Here is a 25,552-nt window from a genome sequence, read left to right as displayed (position 1 = left end):
CTGATGCATGAAATTGTTGGCCAGAATAATATCTGAGGCGGATTGATCGTATGATGAATAAACTGCAGGCTTTCGGTTTGATTGTTTCTCAGGCGGTGCGCGGAGAATTAACGTTTCCCACGAGTGTTAATTCCGCATTGCAATTGCAATTGGCCCTGGCTGAACCGGACTGCCATATCGACCATGCGATCAAACTGGTATTGGCCGAGCCCTTGCTGGCCGCGCGCACGGTCGCGCTGGCCAACTCGGCCGTGTACAGCCGCGGCGATGCGGCACCCGTGACCAGCGTGCGCGCCGCTGTCATGCGCATGGGTTACCGCAATCTGTATGCGCTGGTGGCGGCCATGGTGGTGCGCCAGTTCGGCAGCAAGATCATCGACCCCATCCTGCGCCAGAAGGCGACCCAGCTGTGGGAGCACACGGCGCATGTGGCGGCGCTGGCGCACGTGTTGGCCCGCCGCGTGACGCACGTCGATGCCGACACGGCGCTGTTCGCCGGTATCGTGCATGAGGTGGGCGGTTTTTACCTGCTGTCACGTGCCGATGAATTTCCCGGCCTGCTCGACGACGATACGGATCACTGGATGGAGTCCGCCGAAGAGATCATTTCCCGCGAAGTCATGAAGAAACTGCTGATCCCGCTGGCCGTGAGCGAAGCCATCGAAGGCTTGCGCGATGGCTTGCTGTCCATCCCGCCCGACTCCCTGCTCGATACCTTGTTGTTGGCTAAGCAACTGTCGCCCGTACCGTCGCCCTTGCAGGTGACGTACGTGGAAATGCTCACACCCTCCGATTCCGTCATCGATTTCATTATCGACAACGAGACCTTGCAAAGCATCCTGGCCGAATCGGCCGAGGAAGTGCGCTCGATGAGTGCGGCGTTGCTGGTGTAGCTGGAAACGCCAGCGGCAAAAAAACGGCAGCGCCATCGAGGTGCTGCCGTTTTGTTTTCAGGCGCCGCCGCTTATTTCTGCTGCGCGATCCACCGGTCGACCTTCGCTTCCAGCAGTTTCAGGGGCAGGGTGCCGTCGCTCAGCACGACTTCGTGGAACTTCGGCAGGCTGAACTTGTCGCCCAGCGCCAGTTGCGCGCGCTGGCGCAGTTCGACGATTTTCAGCGAGCCGATCTTGTAACCCAGCGCCTGGCCCGGCCAGGCCATGTAGCGTTCCGTTTCGCTTTTCGCCACGGCGTCATAGCCGAGGGTGTCGCGCATGTACTTGATCGTTTGCTCGCGCGTCCAGCCCTTGGTGTGCAAGCCCGTGTCGACCACCAGGCGCACGGCGCGCAGCATCTCGTCGTTCAAGTGGCCGAAATACTGGGCCGGATCGTCGAACAGGCCCATTTCCTTGCCCAGGGTTTCCGCATATAGGGCCCAGCCTTCCGTGAAGGCATTGTTGCCGCCGAAGCGGCGGAAGTTCGGCAAATCCATCTCTTGCACCAGCGCCAGGTGGAAATGGTGGCCAGGCTTGCCTTCGTGCAGGAACAGCGTGGTCATGCCCGTGTCGCCATACAGTTTCGGATCCGTGACGACGGACCAGAACACGCCAGGGCGCGAACCATCGGCGGCCGGCGCCGTGTAGTGGTCGGCGGCCGTGTCGCGGCTCAGTTCAGGTTCCAGGCGCAAGTCCAGCGGCGCCTTCGGCACCAGGGTAAACAGGGCGGGCAATTTGCTGTCTAGCAGCACGTTCAGCTTGCGATAGACGTCGAGCACTTCCTGCTCCGTCTTGAACGGGCGGAATTTTTCCTGCTGCGACACCCACACGGGCAAGCCGGCGGCCGGGCCGTTGTAGCCCATCTTCGGGCCCACGATCGCATATTGTTCCTGGATGCGCGCCACTTCCTTCAAGCCGATGGCGTGGATCTGCTCCGGTTTCAGATCCGTGGTGGTGCTGCTGGCCACGCGCGCCTGGTACCAGGCAGCCCCATCGGGCAGGGCGCTCCAGCCGCTGCTCGCGCGGCTGGCTGGCAGGTAATCGCGTTCCATGAAGGTGGACAGGCGCTGCAGCGCAGGCATCAGCTTGGCTTCGATGATGACGGTGTAGGTTTGCGTCAGGCGCGCCTTGTCCGCGTCGGAAAAGCTGGCCGGCAGGTTCTTGACGGGCGTGTAATAGACGCTGTCCTGCGGCGTGGCGCTGACGAGCTTTTTAAATTGCGGCAAGGCCGATTCCGTCAGCGCCTTCGGCAGCACGATGCCTTTTTGCATGCCGACGCGCATATTGGCGATGGCCTGGTCTATCCAGCCCGGCAACTGGCCGATACGGCTCAGGTAAGCGTCATACTCCTTGACGGTGGTCAAAGGCTGCGATGCCTCGCCACCCGCATAATTGGCCAGGGTGACGGGCATGCTGTCCATCTGGTTCAAGGGCAGCAGGTATTCGGGGAAGCGCTCGAAGCTCAGCGCCGTGGCCAGTTCATAGTCGAGGATATCGTAGTTGATCTGGTCCTGGTGCGACAGCTGTGCGCGGGCAATGCTGCGCAGGGTCTTCTGGTACTGGCGGTACAGCGCGAACTGCTTTGCCCGCGCGGCAGGGACGATGGCTGAACCGAGCTGGTCGTCAAAACGGTTGTCGCCGCTCTCTGTGGCGTTGATCGGCTCGAAACGGGCCAGCGCATCGTAGTACTGATCGGCCACGACCTGCAACCGCTGCTTGGCTTGCGGCGCGCTGACGGCCACGCTTTTGGCTGCGGGCTGGGCAGCTTGCGCCATGGGCGCGTAAGCAAGCAACAGGGAGATGGCCAGGGTGCCGAGGGTGCCGGCGGCAAAACGATGCTTCATGCGCGATGTCCTTTGTAAGGAGGGTATGAACGGAGGCTTAGCGAGGTCGGGGTGGCCGGTCGTGAGGAACAGCCGGGGCGTAAGCATACGCCATTGCCCAGTACGTTTGGATAAATTGTGCGGGAGGAATGTTGCTATTTGTCTGCCGGCGCGAGCAAGGCTTTCATCGCCTGCCAGTGCTGGCTGGCCAACGGGACGCAGGCGGGGCAGGGCGTGGCGGCGATCAGGCTGCGGATCTGCTGCGCGCGCGCCGCCGTTTGCGGGTGCGAGGAAATCCAGCCCGGCACCTTGGCCTTGTCCTTGTCATCGAGCTTCTGGAAAAAGCGCAGCATGCCGTCGGGGCGGATCTGCGCGCGCTGCAAGGCCAGCAAACCGAGGCGGTCAGCTTCCTCTTCCATGTCGCGGCTGAAATACAGGGTGCCGGCCTGGTGCGCCAGCATGGCGGCCACGGCGCTGATGTCGCCGATAGTCACGCCCACCAAGGCGCCCCAGCCCAGGCTGCTGATCATTTGCCGCAGCGAATGGCGCTGCTCCACATGCTGCACTTCATGCGCCAGCACGCCAGCCAGTTCGCCCGGATCGGCTGCCTGGCGCAGCAAGCCCGTATGCACGACGATGATGCCGCCTGGCATGGCAAACGCGTTGACCGTATCGTCCTGCTTGACCAGCCAGCGGTACTGGTAGCGCGAACCGGCCGTCAGCTTGCGGCCAATTTCCTGCACCGTCTGCTGCGCCACGCCGCTCTCGCTGATGCCGCCCTGCGCGCGCACTTGCGCGAGGGCCAGCTCGCCCAACTGCTTTTCCGTCGACAGGGGTATCCATCCCGCCAGCGCGCCGACGGCATGGCCGCCTTGCCACCACAGCAGGGCGGCCGCGACGACGGCCGCGCCCGTCAAACCGGCCAGCCAGCCCGACACTTGCCGCCGGTTGCGCTGGCGTTCGCCCCACAAGCGCTGCAATTGCGGCTGCAGCGCCGCCGGCGCTTCTTTTAACACGATGGCGATGTCGCTCGCCGTCAGCGGTTGCAACGACGCTTGCCGGCCTTGGCCATCGAGCCAGTTCAGGAACAGTTCCGGTCCATCGACACCGCCCACGCTGACAACCAGCTGCGCCACATCGACGCCATGGCCGGGCGCATCGATGGCCAGCTGCGCACCGAAAAAATGCGCGCTGACGGCCGTGCCGGCCGGGCCGCCGTCGGGGCCGGTCAGCAGTGCCTGGAAGGGTGTCATGCCGCCGCCTCGGCAAAGCGGCTTTCGTACAGGGCCGCCATCAGGTCGGACTGGCTGATGATGCCGGCCAGGCGCTCTTCATCGTCGAGGATGGGAATATGGTGGTAGCCGGCATCGGCCATCAGGGGGACCAGGTCGATGATGGGCGTGCCCAGGCGGGCCGTGTGCGGTGACGGCGTCATCAGCTGGCCCGCCACTTCCGGCTTGTCGCTGTGGGACAGGCCGCTGCGCTGCAGCAAGCCGCGCAGGCGCTGGCGCATGCCCTGATAATCGTCGAGGCCGCCATGGCGCAGGAAATCCGTCTGCGTGATGATGCCGATGACGCGGCGCGCCCGGTTCAGCACGGGCAGGGCGCCCACCTGGTGCTCGCGCATGGTGCGCCAGGCCACATCGAGCGGCGTGCCGAATTCCACGCTGAGCACGTCCTTCGACATGATGTCGGCGCAGGTGACGACGCCGAAGCGGCGCTGGTAGGCGCGCATTTCCGTCTGCAGGAAGATCGCTTGCAAATCGTCGCGGCTGATGTCGAGCACTTCGCTGTGCTGGCGCAAGACGGCATCGAGGTCGTCCGGCGAAAAGCCCAGGCGATTGCTGGGTATGTCATCTTTGGTGGCGTGCGGATGCGGCGCGACCAGTTGCTGGATGTGCGGGTAGCGGCGCCCCGTCAGGTTGTTGTACAGCACGGCGCAGGCGACCAGCACGGCGGAATTGAACAGCACTGTGATGAAGACGAATTCAAAGCCGGCCGCATGCACGCTGGCGCCGCCGACCACGGTAGTGAGCGCCACGGCCCCGCCCGGCGGATGCAAACAGCGCAGGGCAAACATGGCGCCGATGGCCAGGCAGGCGGCCAGCGCCGCCACGCCCACGCTCGATCCCAGCCATTTGACGCAAGCCATGCCGACCAGGCCGGAGACGACATTGCCGCCCACCACGGACCACGGTTGCGCCAGCGGGCTGGCCGGCAGGCAGAACAGCAATACGGCCGAGGCGCCCATGGGCGCGATCAGGTAGACGCTGGCGCTGTCGGGGGCTAGCAGGAAATGGCAGATGAGTCCGGTCAGCAGCAGGCCGCAGATGGCGCCCGCGCAGGCGCGCAATTGTTCGCGGCGGCTGCCGTTGTTCGGTTGCGGCAGCCAGCGTGCCAGGAAAGAAGTCGTCATGGGGAGGGCGCGTTCGGGCCGCGTTGCTCTGTGTGAGCCCGATATTATCCCATGCGTTCCATTTCGCTGCCTGCGGGCATTAATCCTCGGCGCAGACGGCTTGCAAGCCGTGCCGCGCCAGCAAGTTCCTGACGGCCGCGATGGCGGACGGCGCCGGTTTGCTGCTGGCGCAGGCATAGATGTCATTGAGGACCCGCGCCGCATCCTTGCCCGTGACGGCGGCCATCAGCTCGGCCAGGTTGCGGTCGGAAAAGTGTTCATACAGCAGGGCCAGTACGGCGAAATACGCCGTGTCTGGCATGCCGCCGGGATAGGCACTGCATAGCATGCGCGCGGCGCCGGACAATGTCGGGGGCAGGGTATCTGGCATGCTCAAGCAGCTTCTCCTTGGCGTGCTTATACGTTTTTCGCATAAGCACAGTGTAATTAAATGGTGGATATTTCCTACAGGTACGCATATTCTAGACAATCACGCCCGCTGGCAGCTGTTCAGCTGGCCTCACGATTTCTCTCAGGAGTCCCGCATGCGCCTTTCTATTTTCCTTGCCAGCCTGCTGCTTGCCGGCACCGCCGTTGCCGCCGCCCCCACACCGGCTAACCCTGTCGCCACGCCGCACTTGCCGTACAACGCGGCGGCGGACGCCAAGGCCGACGTGGCCCGCGCGCTGGCCGAAGCCAAGGCGGCGCACGTGCCAGTCTTGCTGATCTTTGGCGCCAACTGGTGCGAGGATTGCCGCGCGCTGGACAAGGCATTGAAGGAAGGCAAGAACGCCGAGTTGATGCAACAGCAGTTCAAGGTCGTCAAGGTCGACGTGGGTAACTTCGACCATAACCTTGACGTGGCGCAAGCCTATGGCAATCCGCTCAAGAAAGGCATCCCGGCTGCCGTGCTCGTATCGAGCGACAGCAACCAGGTGCTGTACGCCACCAAGGGCGGCGAACTGGCGAATGCCCGTCGCATGAGCGAGAGCGGTATTTATGACTTCTTCAAGCAAGCGGCAAGCGTGAAAGCGCCGGCGATGTAATCTCTTCGAGCTTGAAGACGCTGACCACCTGCGCCAGGCGGCCGGCCTGATCCTGCAAGGACTGGGCTGCCGCCGCCGCTTCTTCCACCAGGGCCGCGTTTTGCTGGGTGGCGTCATCCATCTGCGTGACCGTGGCATTGATTTGCGCGATGCCCTGGCTTTGTTCCTGGCTGGCCGAAGCGATTTCTCCCATCAGGTCGGCGACGCGTTGCACGGAGACGACGATGTCCTGCATGGTGGCGCCGGCCGAGTCGACCAGCTTGCTGCCCGCTTCCACCTTGCTGCCCGAATCGACGATCAAATCCTTGATTTCCTTGGCCGCCGCTGCCGAGCGTTGCGCCAGGTTGCGCACCTCGGTGGCCACCACGGCAAAGCCGCGTCCCTGTTCGCCCGCGCGCGCCGCCTCGACCGCCGCATTCAGCGCGAGGATATTGGTTTGAAAGGCAATCCCGTCGATCACGCCGATAATGTCGGCGATCTTGCGTGAACTTTCCGTAATCGCGCCCATCGTCTGCACGACTTGTCCGACCACTTCTCCGCCTTTGACGGCGTGACTCGAGGCCGACACCACCAACTGGTTTGCCTGACGCGCGTTGTCCGCGTTCTGTTTTACGGTCGATGTCAGTTCTTCCATGGCGGCCGCCGTCTCTTCCAGGCTCGACGCCTGGGCTTCCGTGCGCGCCGACAGGTCCAGGTTGCCCGACGCGATCTGGCTCGATGCGCTCGCAATCGCCCCGGTACTGTCGCGAACTTCGCGTATCGTCACGTTCAGCGACGCGACGAAGCGGTTGAAGGCGGCGGCCAGCGCACCGACCTCGTCTTCCGATTCCACGGGCATGCGGCGGCTCAGGTCGCCATTCCCGCTGGCGATCTCGCTGAGCATGTCGGCAGCCCTTGCGACGGGGGCGGCGATGGCGCGGCTGATGACATAAATGATGAGCAGGGCGATGCCGCCACCGACCAGGCCGGCGATCAGCGCGGCGATCAGGGCCGAGCGCGTGACATTGCCCAGCACTTCCGCTTCCGGCACTTCCGCCATCACATACAGATTCAGTTCCGGCACGAAGGAGGCGGCGACGAACTGGCGTCCCGCGGGCGCTGCATAGATGGCGTACGCGTATTTGTTGCCTGTCAGCAGGCTCTTGCTCAGGGTATCGCTAAAGCCCGGCAAATCCTTGAGTTGATGCTTGCCATCGGCCAGGGCCGTGTCGCGGTGCACCAGCAGCACGCCATTCGCGCGTGCCAGATAGACATGGCCCGTCTGGCCGATCTTGTAGCTGCGGATGGTGTCGGCCAGCGCATTGATGGACAGGCCCAGGCCGGCCGCGATCTGTTTGCCGCCCGCCGTCTGGCCACGCGCATTCAGATACAGCATCAGGTCGCTGGAGTTTTCCGCCTTGTCGATGTCGAGCGTATAAGCCTTGTCGCCGGCCAGCAAGCCATAAAACCACTGGTCCGCGGCCTGGTTCTTGTCCAGGGTGCGCAACAAGCCTTCGGTGGTGAAATACTTGCCCGTGCTGGCCGAGGCCCAGTTGATCGAGGCGGCTTTGTTCTTTTCCTTGAGCACGCTGGCGTAGCGCTGGAAGGTGGCGATCCCGCTGTCGGGCAAGCCAGCATCTTCCCAGTCTTGCAGATAGATATCGTTGGCCATGGTCTGCACCACGGACAGGGGCTGGCTGATCTGGCGCAGCACGTCGTTACGGATCTCGCCCACCTGGGCCGGCAATTCCTGGCTGACGACGCGTTCGCGCACGTAATCGCTGCTCATGCGTACGCTAAGGAAAGACGAGATCGTCATGAAGAGCAGCAGGCACAAGCCCATGCTGAACAGGAGTTTTTTCTGGATGGAGAGGCGGCGGAGCAGAGACATGGAAGACCTTGTGCGATGGCCTGCGCAAGAGGAAGAAAAGCGGGCAGGCAAGGGGACAGTATACCGGCCGCGCAGCGCGTCCCGCCTCACCATTGCTGCTTTTCGTTCATTTATGTTGCATTGCAGCAACGCGATTTTTCACCTCCGCCTGGCATGGCCGGAAAACGCCTCAGGCAGGCAAGCCGTGGGCGATCAATTCCAACGGTAATTCCGTGCTGCACTTGATTTGCTCCATGGAAAAAGCGGACGACACGCCCGTCAATTGCACCGCTTTGATGAGCTTTTTATAAAACGTGTCATAACCCTTGATATCGGTGGTGACGACTTTCAGCAGGTAATCGATGTCGCCGCTCATGCGGTGAAATTCCTGTACCTCGGGCAAGACGATGACGGCGGCGGCGAAGCGGCGTAGCCATTTTTCATCGTGCTGGCCCGTGCGCACGCTGACGAACACGGTCACGGGCAAGCCCACTTTTTGCCGGTTGACGATGGCCACGCGGCTTTCGATATAGCCCTCTTCCTCCAGGCGCTTGACCCGCTTCCAGCACGGCGTGCTCGACAGGCCGATCTTCTCGCTGAGGGCGGCGATCGACAAGGTGCCGTCCTGCTGCAGGGCGGCCAGGATGGCGCAGTCGAATTTGTCGAGCTGAGTACTTGGTGAATTCATTTTGTTATTCCGGCTTTTGTGGCATGAGCATGCTGCATGGTACCTTGTTTGCAGCATTTTTTGGCATATCTTCACGGGAGCAGGCCGGTAGACTATCCATACGTACCAGCCGCCTGCGCTGTGCCCTTTTTATAGAATACTCAGACTGCCATCATGAAAGAAATCTACCTCGACAGCAATGCCACCACTTGCGTGCTGCCCGCCGCCGTTGCCGCCGCCCGGCAAGCGATGGAGCAGGGCTATGGCAATCCCAGCAGCACCCACGCGACGGGGTTGCAGGCCAAGGCCATGATGGATGGCGTGCGCCGGCGCGCCAGCGACCTGCTGGGCGTGGGCGACGGCCGCTTGATGTTCAACAGCGGCGCCACCGAAGGCATCCAGACGGCCGTGCTGTCGGCCCTGTGCGCGCTGCGCGAACGGCGCGATGCCGGCAAGCGCATCGGCAGCCTGCTGCTGTATGGCGCGACCGAGCACAAGGCCGTGCCGGAAAGTCTGGCGCACTGGAACCGGCTCTTGGGCTTGAACCTGGAAGTGCGCAAGCTGCCCGTCGATGCGCAGGGGCGCCACGATCTGCAGGCGCTCGGTGCGCTGATCGGCGACGCGGCCATGCTGTGCACGATGGCGGCGAATAATGAAACGGGCGTCGTCAGCGATTTGTCCGCCATCGCACAACTGCTGCAGGAGCGCGGCGCCGATGCCTACTGGATGGTCGATTGCGTGCAGGCGCTGGGCAAGCTGAAACTGAACCTGGCCGCCACGCGCATCGATTACGCGCCGTTTTCCGGCCACAAGCTGTATGCGCCCAAGGGCATCGGCATGCTGTACGTGCGCGCCGGCGCGCCTTTTACGCCCCTGATGATGGGCGGCGGCCAGGAAGCGGGCCTGCGCTCGGGCACGGAAAACATGGCCGGCATCGCCGCCCTGGGCGCCGTGCTGGCCGCGCTCGACGATGGCAAGACCTTCCGCAGCCACGCCGACCTGGCCGCGTTCCGCGAGCAGCTGGTGGCCAGCCTGGAACGCGCTTTCCCCGGCATCGTTTTCAATATGCCGTTTGACTTGTCCTTGCCGACGACGCTCAATTTTTCCGTGCCGGGACTGTCGTCGAAAGAACTGCTCGACCTGTTCGACGCGGCGCGCGTGCGCGTCAGCTCGGGCAGCGCCTGTTCCGCCGCCAAAGCTCTCCCCAGTTATGTCCTGGAAGCGATGCACGTGCCGCAATGGCGCGCCAGCTCGGCCATTCGTTTGTCGTTCGGCCCCCTGATCGATGCGGCGACCATTACCGCTGCCTGCGCGCGCATCGAGCGTTGCGGCGAGGCCTTGCGCAGCAGTTGTTTGCTGCCGTCAGTGCTGGCGTCATCGCCGCAGGACGGCGCGCAGGACGGCGTAATCCAGCTGAGCGTCGATGGCCAGTGCACCTGGTTGCTCAGCGACGCTGCCAGCGCCAGCTGCGTCGTCATCGATCCCGTCGCCGCGCTCGTGCCGCGCCTGGCGGCCTTCATCCGCTGCCAGCATTTGACCTTGCGTGCCATCGTGCACACGACGGCGCCAGCCGACCATGGCGTGGCGCGCCTGTCGCTGCTGCAGGAACTCGCCATCGAACAGGTGGGCCGCATCGATATCGACGGTGAGCTGTCACTGGGCCAGCAGCGCCTGCTCCGCGTCGAGTGTGGCGAAAACCATGTGTATGTGCTGGGGCAGCGCTTCGCTTTTATCGGTACCCTGGCGCCCGAGGCGCTGACGCCCTTGCTGGATGCGGCGCTGGTGACGCAAGATACCGTGCTGTGCGCCGCATGCGACGACGGCAGCATTTGCGCTACCGTGCGCACCGTGCGGGACGGCATCGTGCCGGCCGCCGAATTGCAGCTCGATGCGGCCGCCTTGCCCGCCTTCCTGCGCCAGCATCCCGATGCCATCCTTGTCGACGTGCGCGAAGCGTATGAACACGCGGCTTGCGCCGGCACGGTATTCGAGGGCTGCGAGGTGCGCAGCGTACCGCTGAGCCGTCTGGCGGGACAGGTGGCCGCATGGTTGCAGCAGCCGCAGCGTCCGCTGGTCTTTTTCTGCCGTAGCGGCAACCGCAGCGCGCGCGCCGCCGCCTGCCTGCGCCGTCTCGGTCATGGCGCGGCATGGCAACTCAACGGCGGCATGGCAATGGCGGAGGCGACGCGTCACCCGCTGGCCATCGCTGCATGAGCTGCTTGAATTTTCTTCCTTGAAATATTGCACCGTGCCATCATTGGCACGGTGCTGCTACGCCTTTCCCTCCGTTCATTTCCTCCAGGCATTTTTCTCCCGCTTGACGCGCTGATTTCTTTGCCGGTACGCCCCTAAAGCGCCGGGTATGTACGCTAGCGCACGGTCTTGCGCGCAGGGCGCCCCTACGATGAAGTTCAGAAAATCTCCCTATACCCTGAGATTCGTCGCAACGCTCCGGCGCTTCGCTTTCCGTCTTCGCCAGTGTCCGATCGTGTTCTTCCAGACTGGGCCAGCGTGACGGCGGCCGCTGGCTGCCTGCACGCACCTAGCGAGGCCAAGTTGAAAGAGTACACCGCAGTCGTCACGCAGCAGATCAAGGAACAGATTTCCAAAGTCAAGGAAATCTTCCGCGACCATTCCCTTGCACCGGACACCTTCGACGCCGCGCGCGACGATGCCTTGCCCCTGCGTTCCGAATTATTCAGCGCCATGCAGATGGCCGCCCACGGCAAGCACGTGGCCGCCGGCCATGCGGTAGGGCGGCATCACGGCCGCGACCGCCTGCTGGCGCGCCTGGCCGACAATGCGGCCCTGATCACGGCCACCGTCAACGAGCTGACGGCGACCGTCAAAAGCGGGCGCCAGGTCACGCCCGCCTCGGAATGGCTGCTCGATAATTTCTACCTGATCGAAGAGCAGATCCGCACCACGCGGCGCCACTTGCCGAAGAACTACAGCAAGGAGCTGCCACGCCTGACCTCCGGCGCGGACGCGGGCTGCCCGCGCGTGTATAAAATTGCGCTGGAAATCATCTCGCACGGCGATGGCCGCGTCGACCTGGAAAACCTGTGCCACTTCGTCGAGGCTTACCAGGACGTGGCCACCTTGACCCTGGGTGAACTGTGGGCCGTGCCCATCATGCTGCGCCTGGCTCTGATTGAAAACCTGCGCCGCGTGGCCGTGCGCGTGGCCGACGACCGCATGCAGCGCGACCTGGCCAATACCTGGGCCGACCAGATGACGGACATCGCCGAGCGCAATCCCAGCGGCTTGATCCTGCTGGTGGCCGACATGGCCCGTTCGAACCCGCCCATGACCAGCGCCTTCGTGGCCGAATTGTCGCGCCGCCTGCAGGGACAAAGTTCCTCGCTGACCCTGGCGCTGTCGTGGCTGACGCACAAGCTGGCCGAGTCGGGCCTCACCATCGAGCAGCAGATCCAGTCTGAAATCGGGCAGCAGGCGGCCGACCAGGTATCGATCGCCAACAGCATCGGCAGCCTGCGCTTTCTCGGCACCATGGATTGGCAGGAATTCGTCGAGACCATGAGCGTGGTCGAACAGACCTTGCGCCTGGACCCGGCCGGTACCTATAGCCTGATGGATTTCGCCACGCGCGACAGCTACCGCCACGCCATCGAACGCATCGCCAGGCGCAGCGCGCGCAGCGAAGTGGAAGTGGCTGAGATGGTGGTGCAGCTGGCGCACACGCACGGCAACGGCAATGATGCGCGGCGCGGCCACATCGGCTTTTACCTGGTGGGGCGCGGCGTGCTGGTACTGGAAAAGCAGGCCGGCGCCAGGCTACCCTTCATCGAGGCGCTGCAGCATACGGCGCGCGCCGCGCCGCTGGCCGTCTACCTGGGCGCGATCTCGTTCCTGACCCTGGCGACGAGCGCGCTGCTGCTCGAACGCGCCGTGCGCCATGACGTGCAGGGCTGGCCCCTGGCGGCGCTGGGCGCGCTGGCGCTGCTGGGCAGCAGCCAGCTGGCCGTGGCCGTGGTGAACTGGCTGGCGACCCTGATGACGTCGCCGCACCCGCTGCCGCGCATGGATTACCAGGCCGGCATTCCGTCGGATGCGCGCGGCATCGTCGTGGTGCCGACCCTGATCTACAGTGAGGACAACGTGGCGGCCCTGTGCGAGGCGCTGGAAGTGCGCTATCTCGCCAACCGCGATCCGAACCTGCGCTTTTGCCTGCTGACGGACTTCGTCGACGCCGAGGCGCAAACGATGCCAGGCGACGACGCCTTGCTGCGCCAGGCGCAGGAGACTATCCGCAGCCTGAACGAGAAGTACCGCGTGGAGGGCGTCGCGTTCAAGGAAAACGGCGACCCGGCCGATCGCGAAGAGCTGGGCCATGTGGGGCCGTTCCTGCTGTTGCACCGTCCGCGCCTGTGGAATTCGCAGCAGAATGCGTGGATGGGACAGGAGCGCAAGCGCGGCAAATTGTCCGACCTGCACGCGTTTTTGCGCGGCGGCGCGCGCGACAAATTCTCGCTGGTGGAAGGCGAGTTGCGCGGTCTGCGCACGGTCAAATACGTGATCACGCTCGACACGGATACGCAGTTGCCGCGCGACGCGGCGCGCGAATTCATCGCCACCATGATGCACCCGCTGAACCGTCCCGTGCTGGATGCGGCCGGCACGCGCGTGGTGGCCGGCTACGGCATCCTGCAGCCGCGCGTGGCCGTGGCGCTGCCCAGCGCGAACGCCTCGCGCTACGAACTGCTGTGCGGCGGCGAGCCGGGCATCGACCCCTACACGCGCACGGTCTCTGACCTGTATCAGGACGTATTTTACGAGGGCTCCTTCATCGGCAAGGGCATCTACGATCTCGACATGTTCGAGCGCGTGCTGGGCCAGCGCCTGCCCGACAATAAAATCCTCAGCCACGATCTGCTGGAAGGCTGTTATCTGCGCGCGGGCCTCTTGAGCGACTCGCAGCTGTACGAGGAATACCCGGCCCGCTACGACGCCGACGTGAGCCGCCGCCAGCGCTGGATACGCGGCGACTGGCAACTGGTCGGCTGGCTGCTGGGCCGGGTGCCGGGCCGCGCCGGCAAGCGCGAACGCAATCCCCTGTCGATGCTGTCGCGCTGGAAGCTGTTCGACAACCTGCGACGCAGCATCGTGGCGCCCGCCACCACTTTATCCCTGCTGCTGGTGTGGGGCTTCCTGCCGCACGTGGCCTTCTGGAGCGCGGCCGTGCTGGCCATCATCTTCCTGCCGCCCGTCTTTTCGGCCCTCTACGATTTGCTGCGCAAACCGCGCGACACCCTGTGGCGCCAGCACCTGGCCGCCTTCGAGCGGCGCTGCGGCGTGCAGTTTTCGCACGCCATGCTGACCCTCGTCTTCCTGCCGTACGAAGCGTGGCTCAGCCTGGACGCCATCGTGCGCACCCTGTGGCGCCTGGGCGTCTCGCACAAGCATTTGCTCGACTGGCGCGCCTCGAACCTGCACACATCGTCAGGCTCGCAGACCGATAGCTGGCGCGCCATGTGGTGCTCGCCCGCGCTGGCGCTGGCCACCTTTGGCGTCTTGCTGGCCTGGCGCCCGGCAGCCTTGCCTGCCGCCGCCGTGGTGCTGCTGCTGTGGCTAGCCGCACCTGCCATCGCCTGGTGGATCAGCCGCCCCATCGAGCGGGCCGTGGCGCGCCTGTCGATGGAGCAGGGACGGTTCCTGCATGGCGTGGCGCGCAAGACCTGGGCGTACTTCGATACCTTCGTCGGCCCGGATGACCACTGGCTGCCACCCGATAACATGCAGGAGCATCCGAACCTGGTGGTGGCGCACCGAACCTCGCCGACGAATATCGGCCTGGCCCTGCTGGCCAATTTGACGGCTTACGATTTCGGTTACCTCACCCTGGGCCAGTTGATCGAGCGCAGCCGCGCCACCCTGCACAGCATGGGCGAGCTGGAGCGCTTTCAGGGCCACTTCTATAACTGGTATGACACGCAAACGCTCAAGGCGCTGCAGCCGATGTACATCTCGACCGTCGACAGTGGCAACCTGGCGGGCCATCTGTTGACCTTGCAACCGGGACTGGTGGAACTGTACGACACTCCCATCATCGGCGCGCAGGTGGTGCAGGGCATACGCACGACGGCGCAGGTGCTGCAGGAATTTATCGCCGCCGAAGGCGAAGGCAAGGCCATGCGCGAGAGCATGCACTTGCTGCAGGCGCAGGCGGCACCCGCCAGCCTGGCCGAATGGCATGCTTATCTCGCCGCCGTGAATGGCGCGGCCGAAGCGCTGCTGTCGCTGACCTTGCAAAGCGAGGATGGCGAATTGTCGATGTGGACGGGCGCCCTGGCGCGCCAGTGCCGCGCGGCGCTGGCCGAATTGCTGCAACTGGCGCCGTGGGCGGCGCAAACGGGTGTCGATGCGGCGTGGCTGCGCGTGCCGACCTTGCGCGAACTGGCCAACCTGGAAACGCCGGAAGGCCTGCCTTCCGAGCTGGTCGCCTTGCTGGCGCAGGGCCGCGACCAGGCGGGCCGCCACATGCGCGACATCGCCCACGCGGCGGGCCAGGCGCGCGACTTTGCGCAGATCGAATACGGTTTCCTGTACAACCCATCGACAAAACTGCTGGCCATCGGCTATAACGTCAGCGAACGGCGCCTGGATCCCAGCTACTACGATTTATTGGCGTCGGAAGTACGCCTGGCCAGCTTTATCGCCATCGCCCAGGGCCAGCTGCCGCAGGAGCACTGGTTCGCCCTGGGCCGCCAGCTGTGCATGGTGGCTGGCCAGCCCGTGCTGCTGTCGTGGAGCGGCTCGATGTTCGAGTACCTGATGCCACTGCTGGTGATGCCGAATTATCCGAACACGTTACTTGACCAGACCTACCACTCCGTCATCGAGGCGCAGATCGATTACGGACGCCAGCGCGACGTGCCATGGGGGATTTCCGAGTCCGGCTACAACACGGTCGACGCCAGCCTGAATTACCAGTACCGCGCGTTTGGCGTGCCGGGGCTGGGCCTGAAGCGGGGTCTGGCCGACGACCTAGTGGTGGCGCCGTATGCCAGCATGATGGGCCTGATGGTCCAGCCGGAGGCGTCGTGCCAGAATTTGCAGCGCATGCAGGCGGCTGGCTACATGGGCCGTTACGGCTTTTTTGAAGCGATCGATTTCACCACGGCGCGCCTGCCGCGCGGGCAGGGCAGCGCCATCATCCGCTCCTTCATGGTGCACCACCAGGGCATGGGTTTTCTGGCCCTCAGCTATCTGCTGCACGACCGCCCGATGCAGCGCCGTTTCGAGTCCGATCCGCTGCTGCAATCGGCCTTGCTGGTGCTGCAGGAACGCACGCCGCAGGCTGGCGCGTTTTACTCGAACACGGCCGAACTGGCGGTGCTGCGCAGCGGCGCGCCCGAACAGGCCATGCCGATGCGCATCCTCACGCAAGCCAACAGCGCCGTGCCGGAAACGCAGTTGCTGTCGAATGGCCGCTACCACGTCATGGTGAGCAATGCGGGCGGCAGCTACAGCCGCTGGAAAGACCTGTCCGTGACGCGCTGGCGCGAAGACTGCACGCGCGACAACTGGGGCAATTTCTGCTATCTGCGCGACCTTGACGATGGTGCGGTCTGGTCCACCATGTACCAGCCGACCTTGGCCGAACCGAAGAAATACGAAGTGATCTTTTCCGAGGGCAGGGCCGAGTTCCGCCGTGCCGACCATGGCCTCGACCTGTACACGGAAATCGTCGTCTCGCCCGAAGACGACATTGAAATCCGCCGCACGCGCATCAGCAATAATTCGAACCGCCAGCGGCGCATCGAGATCACCAGTTTTGCCGAAGTGGTGATGGCGCCGGCGGCGGCCGATGCGGCCCATCCCGCGTTCAGCAAGCTGTTCGTGCAGACGGAAATCCTCGCGCATGAAAACGCGATTTTATGCACGCGCCGGCCCCGCTCGAAAGACGAGCAGATGCCGTGGTTGCTGCATGTGATGACCGTGCACGATATCGAGCGCTACGAGGTATCGTTTGAGACGGACCGCGCGCGCTTCATCGGCCGCGGCAACACGGCGCAGCTGCCGCAGGCGCTGCAGGATAGTGGGCCGCTCAGTGGCGGCCACGGTTCCGTGCTCGACCCCATCGTGGCCATCCGTTACGTCATCACGCTCGAACCCGACCAGGCCATCACTGTCGACAGCGTCACCGGCATGGTCGAGCAGCGCGAGGCGGCGCTGCACCTGATCGACAAATACCAGGACCGCCACCTGGCCGACCGCGTGTTCGAACTGGCCTGGACGCACAGCCAGGTGGTGCTGCGCCAGCTGAACGCGAGCGAAGCGGACGCGCAGCTGTATGCGCGCCTGGCAAATGCCGTGATCTACCCGAATGCGGCCCTGCGCGCCGAGGCCAGCATCCTGATCAAGAACCAGCGCGGCCAGTCCGGCCTGTGGGCGTATGCCATTTCCGGCGACCTGCCCATCGTGCTGCTGCAGATACGCGACGCGGCCAATATCGAGCTGGCGCGCCAGATGGTGCAGGCACATGCCTACTGGCGACTGAAGGGGCTGATCGTCGACCTGGTGATCTGGTATGAAGAGCAATCGGGCTACCGCCAGCTGCTGCACGACCAGATCATGGGCTTGATCGCCTCGGGCATCGATGCGCAGGCGATCGACCGCCCGGGCGGCATCTTCGTGCGCCTGGCCGAGCAGATCGCCAATGAAGACCGCATCTTGCTGCAGTCGGTGGCGCGCGCCATTATCAGCGACCTGCGCGGCACCCTGGCCGAGCAGGTCAAGCGTCCACCGAGTCCCGTCCTGCGCATGCCGCCGCTGCTGCAGGATCCGGCCCGCGAGCATGGCGGCGTGCCGCACCGGGCGCCAAGGCGCGAGCTGATCCTGGAAAATGGCTTCGGCGGTTTCACGCCCGACGGCCGCGAATATGTGATCACCACGGGTGAAGAAAAACAGACGCCGGCGCCGTGGTCGAACGTGCTGGCCAATGCGCAATTCGGCACGGTGGTGTCCGAAGCCGGCCAGGCGTATACCTGGAGCGAGAATGCGCATGAATTCCGCCTCACGCCATGGCAGAACGACCCCGTGTCCGACCTGTCCGGCGAAGCGTTTTATGTGCGCGACGAGCAAACCGGCCAGTTCTGGTCGCCCTCATCCCTGCCCGCGCGCGGCAGCGGCGACTACGTGACGCGCCACGGCTTCGGCTACAGCGTGTTTGAACACAGCGAGGGCGGCATCGCCACGGAATTGTGCACCTATGTGGCGCTCGATGCGGCCGTCAAATACTCGGTGATCAAGGTGCGCAACGACAGCGGCGTGCCGCGCCGCCTGTCCGTCACCGGTTACGTGGAATGGGTGATGGCCGACTTGCGCGCCAAGTCCGGCATGCACGTGGCCACCGAGGTCGACACGATCAGCGGGGCCCTGTTTGCGCGCAATAACTACAACACGGAGTTTTCGGGCCGGGTCGGCTTTTTCAATACGGACGCCAGCATCCGTTCCATCACCTGCGACCGCAATGAATTCATCGGCCGCAACGGCAGCCTGGCGCAGCCGGCTGCCTTGCGCCGCGTGCGCCTGTCCGGCAAGGCGGGCACGGGGCTGGATCCGTGCGCGGCCATCCAGGTGCCGTTCGAACTGCAACCGGGGCAGGAGCGCGAAATCGTCTTCATCCTCGGCGTGGGCGGGCGCCGCAATGCCGACGCCAGCACCATGGTGCAGCGCCATGCGGGCAAGGAAGCGGCCCGCGGTGCGCTCGATGCCGTGCGCGCGCACTGGGACAGCACCCTGGGCGCCGTGCGCATCGAGACGCCCGATCCATCGCTCGATGTGATCGCCAATGGCTGGCTGATGTACCAGACTATCGCCTGCCGTTTGTGGGCGCGCAGCGGCTATTACCAGTCGGGTGGCGCCTACGGCTTCCGCGACCAGCTGCAAGACGCGATGGCGATGATCCACACGGCGCCGCAACTGCTGCGTGGCCACCTGCTGCTGTGCGCGGCGCACCAGTTTGTCGAAGGCGACGTGCAGCACTGGTGGCATCCGCCATCGGACCGGGGCGTGCGCACGCATTGCTCCGACGATTACCTGTGGCTGCCGCTGGCCGCCTGCCGCTATGTGATCGCCACGGGCGACGTCAACGTGCTGTCGGAAGTGGCGCCCTTCATCGAGGGACGGGCCGTCAAGCCGGAAGAAGATTCCTACTATGACTTGCCCGTGCGTTCAGGCGAGTCGGCCGACCTGTACGAGCACTGCGTGCGCGCCATCCGCCATGGCCTGCGCCTGGGCGTGCACGGCTTGCCGTTGATGGGTTCCTGCGACTGGAACGACGGCATGGACAAGGTGGGCGAACATGGCAAGGGCGAGAGCGTGTGGCTGGCCTTCTTCCTGTACGAAGTGCTGCAGCGTTTCGCCGAAGTGGCCGTGCTGCGCGGCGACGCGGCGTTTGCCCGGTTCTGCCGCGACGAAGCCGTGACACTGGCGGCCAACGTCGAGGAACATGCGTGGGATGGCCAGTGGTACCGGCGCGCCTACTTCGACGACGGCACGCCATTGGGTTCGCACACGAACGAGGAATGCCAGATCGATTCGATTTCGCAAAGCTGGGGCGTGCTGTCGGGCGCGGCCAACCAGGAACGGGTGGCCGGCGCCATGCGCCAGGTCGATGCGCGCCTGGTGCGCCGTGATTCCGGCGTGATCCAGCTGCTCGATCCGCCATTCGATAAATCCAGCCTGAATCCGGGCTACATCCGCGGCTACGTGCCGGGCGTGCGCGAGAACGGCGGCCAGTACACACATGCGGCCATCTGGACGGCGATGGCGTTTGCGCGCCTGGGCGATGGCGAAAAAGCGTGGGAACTGCTGCGCATGATCAATCCCGTGCGCCATGGCGTGGATGCGCAGGCGGTGCAACGCTACAAGGTCGAGCCGTATGTGGTGACGGCCGACGTGTATGCCGTGGCGCCGCACGTGGGACGCGGCGGCTGGAGCTGGTACACGGGATCGTCGGGCTGGCTGTACCGGCTGATCGTCGAATCCCTGCTTGGCCTGACGCGCGAAGCGGACGTGCTGCGCGTGGCGCCGGTCATGCCGGCCGAGTGGGACCGCTTCAAGCTGCATTACCGCTTCGGCGCCAGCAGCTATGCCATCACGGTGGAGCAGGCGCAGGGGCGGCCTGCGGGATTGTCGCTCGATGGCGTGGCGCAGGGTGGCAACAGCATCGCCCTGCGCGACGAGGGCCGCGAGTATGCGGTGCTATTGCTGCTCTAGTCTTGCCAGGTGTCGTAATCGGGACGGCGCCGGCCAAGCAGCAGGATCAGGCCGGCGCCCAGCAACAGCAGGTCGCGCGTGCGGACTTCGGGCTCGGATTGCGTTGTCGTCTGAGGGAGGGCGTTCAAGGGTGCCGCCATGGCGGCGGGGAACTGGCTGGCGCAGGCGGCCAGGCACAGCGCCGCGATCTTTCCATTCAAATACATATATTCCTCAAGAAAGCGCGCTGGCCGCTCGGGACAGGCGCGCCAGTGTTCATGTCGGCGACATTGTAATTATAGACATGAACATTGTAAATGAGAAATTATTTCATGTTATGTCAAAACCCCAGGGCCGCACCCGCACCGAGCAGGGTAGCCACGCCCAGCACGGCAAAGACCAGCGCCGCGATGCCGTGCACTACGCGCAGCGACACGCGGTTGGCGATCCTGTCACCCAGGTAGACGGCTGGCACGTTGGCCAGCATCATGCCGAAGGTGGTGCCCAGCACGACGGAAACAATGTCGTGGTAGCGGGCCGCCAGCGCCACCGTGGCGACCTGCGTCTTGTCTCCCATTTCCGCCATGAAGAAGGCGATCAGGGTGGTCAGGAAGACGCCATATTTTGCCAGCTTCGTCTCGTCTTCATCGAGCTTGTCGGGGATGAGGGTCCAGGCGGCCATGGCGAGGAACGATACGCCGAGCACCCAGCGCAGCACGTCGGGCCCCAGCATGCTGGTGATCCAGGCGCCGACGGCGGCGGCAAACGCGTGATTGGCGATGGTGGCGACGAAAATCGCCAGCACGATGGGCAAGGGCTTGCGGAATTTGGCGGCCAGCAGAAAGGCCAGGAGTTGGGTTTTGTCGCCGATTTCAGCGAGACCGACGATGCCGGTGGAGATGAGGAATGCTTCCATGAGATTGCAAGAGGTACGTGGGCCGGACGAATTAACCAATGATCCACGGGCGACTCCGGCCCATGCGGCCGCCCTGGATCAATGGTCTCGTCAAGTTCTGCAACCACCTGCACCATGGCCTGCGGGCCAATTATGTTGATACAGGTTCCCGCGGCAGGACCGCGGGACGACTACTCCCCAATGTTCGAGGCGCATCATACGCCAATGCCCGCGCCGGCGCCAGTACTGCCGGGGCACAGCATGGCCTGGTGTGTGGGACTTCGACAACAATGATCGATTTGCAAACAGACTCGTCTTAGAATGCAGTCTGTCCACGACTCCCAGATGGAATGCGCCATGCCGGTCCTTATCCGCTTGCTTGCCTTGTGTTTGACCTTGTTTGCTCCCTTGCCCGGCCTGTGCGCCGCCGCGCCCTTCGACGACAAGTTCCGCCAGCTCGAAGAACTGCTGCCCACGCCGAATGCCTATCGCACCGCGTCCGGCGCGCCGGGCCACGCCTACTGGCAGCAGCGCGCCGATTACGTGATCCGCGCCACGCTCGATGAGGCACGGCGCGCCATCACGGCCAGCGAACAGATCACCTATCACAACCGTTCGCCCGACAGCCTCGCGTATCTGTGGCTGCAGCTGGACCAGAATGGCTTGCGCCAGGATGCCGACCAGCGCCGCGTACTGAGTGCGCCGTCGCGCCAGGCCTGGCTGAGCGGTAGCGAAGACGAAGCGCTGAAATTCGAGGATTTGCGCGCCATCCATGCGGGCCGCGAATTCGACGGCGGCTTCAAGCTTGCCGCCGTGAAAGCGGCCGGCGGCAAGCCGCTGCCGTATGTGGTCAACCAGACCATGCTGCGCATCGATTTGCCGGTGGCGCTGGCGCCTGGCCAGAGCATCACGTTCAACATCGACTGGTCGTATCAGATCAATGACCAGAAGGTGCTGGTCGAGCGCTCTGGCTACGAATATTTCGAAGACGACAAGAACGCGATTTTCCAGATTGCGCAGTGGTTCCCGCGCATGGCCGCCTACTACGACGCCGTCGGCTGGCAGCACAAGCAGTTCCTCGGCTCCGGGGAATTCACGCTGGAGTTTGGCGATTACGAGCTGTATCTGACGGTGCCGGGCGACCACGTGGTGGCTGCCACGGGCGAGCTGCAAAATCCTGCCGCCGTGCTGAGCTCCGTGCAGCGCGAACGCCTGGCGCGCGCAAAAAACAGCGATACGCCGCTGTTGGTGATCACGCCCGCCGAGGCGCTGGCGGCGGAAAAGGGCAAGGCGGCGGGCATGCAAACCTGGCACTTCAAGGCGGCCAATGTGCGCGACGTGGCGTGGGCGTCGAGCCGCAAGTTCATCTGGGATGCGCAGGGCCTGGACAGCGGCGGCAAGCGCGTGATGGCCATGTCGTATTACCCGAACGAGGGCAACCCGCTGTGGCAGCAGTACAGCACGCGCGCCGTCGTGCACGCGATCGAGCAGTACAACAAGTACAGTTTCGATTATCCGTATCCGAACGCGATCTCCGTCAACGGCGCCGTGGGCGGCATGGAGTATCCGATGATTGCGTTCAATGGCGGGCGCCCCGTGAAGGACAAGAAGACGGGGGAGCTCACGTACTCGAAGACGGCCAAATATGACCTGATCGGCGTGATCATCCACGAAGTGGGCCACAATTATTTCCCCATGATCGTCAACTCGGACGAGCGCCAGTGGACGTGGATGGACGAGGGCCTCAATTCCTTCCTGCAGTACCTGGCCGAGCAGGCGTGGGAAGAGCATTTTCCGTCCTGGAATGGCGAGCCGCGCAAGATCGTTGACTACATGCGCAGCCAGAACCAGGTACCGATCATGACCAATTCCGAGTCCTTGCTGCAGTTCACGGCGAACGCCTACGACAAGCCGGCCACGGCCCTCAACATCCTGCGCGAAACCATCCTCGGGCGCGAACTGTTCGATTTCGCCTTCAAGCAGTACGCCTTGCGTTGGAAGTTCAAGCGTCCGACGCCCGCCGACTTTTTCCGCACCATGGAAGACGCTTCCGGCACGGACCTGGACTGGTTCTGGCGCGGCTGGTTCTATACCACCGACGCGGTCGACATCAGTATCGACGGCATCAGCGAATATGGCGTGAGCACGAAGAACCCGGAAGTCGAGAAGGCGTGGAAGAAGGCGCAGAAGGCGGCCCAGCCCATCTCGATCTCGGACCAGCGCAACAAGGCGCTGCCGAAGAAGGTCGACATCGATCCCGCGCTGAAGGATTTCTACAACCAGCACGATGACTTCACGGTCACCAACAAGGACCGCAACAGCTATGCGGAAGAACAGGAAACGCTGGAGCCGTGGGAGCGCAAGCTGCTGGAACAGCGCAACATGGGCAAGCATCTGTACCTGGTCGACTTTTCGAATCTCGGCGGACTGGTGATGCCGTTGATCCTGGAAATCGAACTGAAAAGCGGCAAGAAGATCATCGAGCGCGTGCCGGCAGAAGTATGGCGCTATGCGCCGCACAAGATCAGCAAGGTGATCATCACGGATGAACCGATGCTGGGCCTGGTGCAGGACCCGTACTGGGAGACGGCCGACATCGACACCAGCAACAACGCATGGCCGAGAAAAATCACGCCATCGCGCCTGGAGCTGTTCAAGCTCGATCGCGACAAGAACAACCTGATGAAGGATGTTAATACGCCGCTGAAGGCGCCCGAGGCCAAGGCCGAGACAAAATAAGGAAAAAGCGCCGGCCAGTCCGGCGCTTTTTTCTGCCAGGCCTGCGCCGGAAGTGCTATTCTGCGCGACGCCTCGGCGCACACGGACCGGGGCTTTCGCAAATCATTCAAAAGACGACCATGCAAACTTTGACCTTCCTGCGCGCGCTGGGCTGTGCGCTACTTTGCCAGGTAACCCTGGCCGCGCACGCCGACCCCCTCAGCTATGCGCGCTACGACCAGGTGCGCACGCGCGACCTGCAGCTGGACCTGAAAGCGGACTTCAAGCAAAAGACGCTGTCCGGCTATGCCGAGCTGTCCTTGAACTGGATCGACCCGGCGGCGCGCACCCTGGTGCTCGATACGCGCGATCTGTCGATTGCGAAAGTGCAGGTGCAGGACAAGCGCGGCGCCTGGCAGATGGCGCCGTACCAGCTGGACAAGGCCGACCCGGAAAAGGGCCAGGCGCTGCGCATCACCACCACGGGCCAGCCGGGCAAGGTGCGCGTCTACTATCACACGGCGCCGAACGCCATCGCGCTGCAGTGGCTCACGCCGCAGCAAACCATGTCGGGCAAGCTGCCTTTCATGTTCAGCCAGTCGCAAAGCATCAACGCCCGTTCGTGGGTGCCGTCGCAGGATACGCCGGCCGTGCGCTTTACGTACAGCGCGCGCATCGATGCGCCAGCGGGCATGCGCGTCGTGATGAGCGCCGAGAACGATGAAAAGGCGACGGGCAAGGGCGGCTGGAAATTCCGGATGCCGCAGCCGATTCCCTCGTACCTGCTGGCGATCGCCATCGGCGAACTGGAAGTGCGCAAACTCGGTCCCCGCTCCGCCGTGTATGCGGAACCGCCGCGCATCAAGGCGGCCGAATACGAGCTGGCCGACACGGAAAAAATGATACAGGCAGCTGAAGCGCTGTATGGTCCGTATGGATGGGGACGCTATGACATGATCGTGCTGCCGCCATCGTTCCCTTACGGCGGCATGGAAAACCCGCGCCTGACCTTCCTCACGCCGACCATGATCGCGGGCGACCGCAGCCTGGTCGACCTGATCGCGCATGAACTGGCCCACTCGTGGTCGGGCAACCTGGTCACCAACGCCTCGTGGAAGCACATGTGGCTCAACGAAGGTTTCACCACCTACGTCACCACGCGCATCGTCGAGCAGCTGTATGGCAGCGAAGTGGCGCAGATGGGCGTGCAGGTCGACCAGGAAGAACTGGCCGCTTCGATCCGCGAATTGCCGGCGGCGAAAACGGCGCTGATCACGCGCGATGCGGATGCCAATCCCGCGGAAACGTACACGGACGACGGCATCATCTACCCGAAAGGCGCCTGGTTCCTGGCCACCATGGAGCGCCGCGCAGGCCGTGCCGTGTTCGATCCCTTCCTGCGCGGCTGGTTCGACCAGCACGCGTTCCAGAGCGTGACGACGGAGCAGTTCATTACCTACCTGCGCAAGAATTTGCTGGCGCAGCATCCGGACGTCATGCCGGCAGCGGAACTCGATGAATGGCTGTATGGCACGGGCGTGCCGGCCAGCGCGCAGCGCGTCGTCTCGCCGCGCCTGGCACTGCTCGACCAGCACCGCGACGCCTGGCTCAAGGGCGAGCTGGCGACCAAGGACCTGGGCATGGACAAGTGGATTGCCATCGAATCGATGCACTTCCTGAACGACATCAACAACAAGGCTAGCGCGGCGCAATTGCGTGAACTGGACCAGGTCTACGGCGTGGGCAAGAGCGGCAACAATGAAGTCGCTTACCGCTTCTATCTGGCCTCCGTGAACGCCGGCTACGATGTGCGTCAGCCCTTGCAGGCATTCCTGATGAGCGTGGGCCGCCAGAAGTTCGTCGTGCCCCTGTACAGCGCCTTGATGAAGACGCCGCAAGGCCATGCCTGGGCCAAGGACGTGTATGTGAAGGCGCGTGAACGCTACCACCCGGTGACGCAGGAAAGCGTCGATAAATTGATGGCCGCGCAAGCGCATTGAA

General features: G+C 64.0%; 14 protein-coding genes and 1 riboswitch. Of the genes, 6 read left to right on the top strand and 8 right to left on the bottom strand.

Annotation, left to right across the window (positions count from 1 at the left end; all coding sequences use genetic code 11):
• Positions 1-53 precede the first annotated feature (53 nt).
• The gene (locus CSQ93_RS26005) at positions 54-893 is read left to right on the top strand and encodes an HDOD domain-containing protein (protein ID WP_099380531.1); all 840 of its coding nucleotides are present in this window, start codon (positions 54-56) and stop codon (positions 891-893) included.
• 71 nt (positions 894-964) lie between these two features.
• Here CSQ93_RS26005 and CSQ93_RS26000 read toward each other — a convergent pair whose 3' ends face one another.
• From CSQ93_RS26000 to CSQ93_RS25985, 4 genes are all read right to left on the bottom strand, one after another.
• Entirely contained in the window at positions 965-2,776 is a 1,812-nt protein-coding gene (locus CSQ93_RS26000; RefSeq protein WP_099380530.1) for a DUF885 domain-containing protein, read from the bottom strand.
• A 134-nt stretch (positions 2,777-2,910) separates the two neighbouring features.
• Positions 2,911-4,008: a M48 family metallopeptidase gene (locus CSQ93_RS25995; RefSeq protein ID WP_099380529.1), complete on the bottom strand. Its 1,098-nt coding sequence runs from the start codon at positions 4,006-4,008 to the stop codon at positions 2,911-2,913.
• The gene (locus CSQ93_RS25990; protein ID WP_099380528.1) at positions 4,005-5,171 is read right to left on the bottom strand and encodes an HPP family protein; all 1,167 of its coding nucleotides are present in this window, start codon (positions 5,169-5,171) and stop codon (positions 4,005-4,007) included. The genes CSQ93_RS25995 and CSQ93_RS25990 overlap by 4 nt, the downstream gene beginning before the upstream one ends.
• A 79-nt stretch (positions 5,172-5,250) precedes the next feature.
• On the bottom strand, positions 5,251-5,541 hold the full coding sequence (locus CSQ93_RS25985; RefSeq protein ID WP_233516356.1) for a DUF3349 domain-containing protein: 291 nt from the start codon (positions 5,539-5,541) through the stop codon (positions 5,251-5,253).
• Between the two features lie 154 nt (positions 5,542-5,695).
• On the opposite strand from CSQ93_RS25985, the gene CSQ93_RS25980 reads away from it, so the two are divergent.
• On the top strand, positions 5,696-6,196 hold the full coding sequence (locus tag CSQ93_RS25980; RefSeq protein ID WP_199534517.1) for a thioredoxin family protein: 501 nt from the start codon (positions 5,696-5,698) through the stop codon (positions 6,194-6,196).
• Here CSQ93_RS25980 and CSQ93_RS25975 read toward each other — a convergent pair.
• Together CSQ93_RS25975 and CSQ93_RS25970 are read right to left on the bottom strand one after the other, a co-directional pair.
• A complete protein-coding gene (locus CSQ93_RS25975; protein WP_099380526.1) occupies positions 6,159-8,066 on the bottom strand; it encodes a methyl-accepting chemotaxis protein in 1,908 nt (635 codons plus the stop codon). The genes CSQ93_RS25980 and CSQ93_RS25975 overlap by 38 nt on opposite strands.
• A gap of 169 nt (positions 8,067-8,235) precedes the next feature.
• Positions 8,236-8,733, bottom strand: a complete 498-nt coding sequence (locus CSQ93_RS25970; protein ID WP_035823969.1) for an Lrp/AsnC family transcriptional regulator — start codon at positions 8,731-8,733, stop codon at positions 8,236-8,238.
• Positions 8,734-8,886: 153 nt separating this feature from the next.
• On the opposite strand from CSQ93_RS25970, the gene CSQ93_RS25965 reads away from it, so the two are divergent.
• The gene (locus tag CSQ93_RS25965) at positions 8,887-10,926 is read left to right on the top strand and encodes an aminotransferase class V-fold PLP-dependent enzyme (protein ID WP_099380525.1); all 2,040 of its coding nucleotides are present in this window, start codon (positions 8,887-8,889) and stop codon (positions 10,924-10,926) included.
• A 405-nt stretch (positions 10,927-11,331) separates the two neighbouring features.
• Positions 11,332-19,959 (top strand): GH36-type glycosyl hydrolase domain-containing protein, encoded by an 8,628-nt coding sequence (locus CSQ93_RS25960; RefSeq protein ID WP_199534518.1) that lies wholly within the window; start codon positions 11,332-11,334, stop codon positions 19,957-19,959.
• Here CSQ93_RS25960 and CSQ93_RS25955 read toward each other — a convergent pair.
• The gene (locus tag CSQ93_RS25955) at positions 19,956-20,165 is read right to left on the bottom strand and encodes a hypothetical protein (protein ID WP_099380524.1); all 210 of its coding nucleotides are present in this window, start codon (positions 20,163-20,165) and stop codon (positions 19,956-19,958) included. The genes CSQ93_RS25960 and CSQ93_RS25955 overlap by 4 nt on opposite strands.
• A gap of 113 nt (positions 20,166-20,278) precedes the next feature.
• On the bottom strand, positions 20,279-20,854 hold the full coding sequence (locus CSQ93_RS25950) for a TMEM165/GDT1 family protein (RefSeq protein ID WP_099380523.1): 576 nt from the start codon (positions 20,852-20,854) through the stop codon (positions 20,279-20,281).
• Between the two features lie 21 nt (positions 20,855-20,875).
• Positions 20,876-21,045: riboswitch (yybP-ykoY riboswitch) on the bottom strand.
• 145 nt (positions 21,046-21,190) lie between these two features.
• On the opposite strand from CSQ93_RS25950, the gene CSQ93_RS25945 reads away from it, so the two are divergent.
• Both CSQ93_RS25945 and CSQ93_RS25940 read left to right on the top strand, forming a co-directional pair.
• Complete coding sequence (locus tag CSQ93_RS25945; protein WP_099380541.1) at positions 21,191-23,572, top strand: M1 family aminopeptidase; 2,382 nt, start codon at positions 21,191-21,193, stop codon at positions 23,570-23,572.
• A 119-nt stretch (positions 23,573-23,691) separates the two neighbouring features.
• Complete coding sequence (locus CSQ93_RS25940; RefSeq protein WP_099380522.1) at positions 23,692-25,551, top strand: M1 family metallopeptidase; 1,860 nt, start codon at positions 23,692-23,694, stop codon at positions 25,549-25,551.
• The last annotated feature ends 1 nt before the right edge of the window (position 25,552 follow it).

Origin of the sequence: Janthinobacterium sp. BJB426 (assembly GCF_002735705.1) — a bacterium.
In the GTDB taxonomy this organism is placed as follows: Bacteria; Pseudomonadota; Gammaproteobacteria; order Burkholderiales; family Burkholderiaceae_D; genus Janthinobacterium.
Note: the sequence above shows the minus strand (reverse complement) of the source record. Positions and strands in the feature narration are given on the sequence as shown.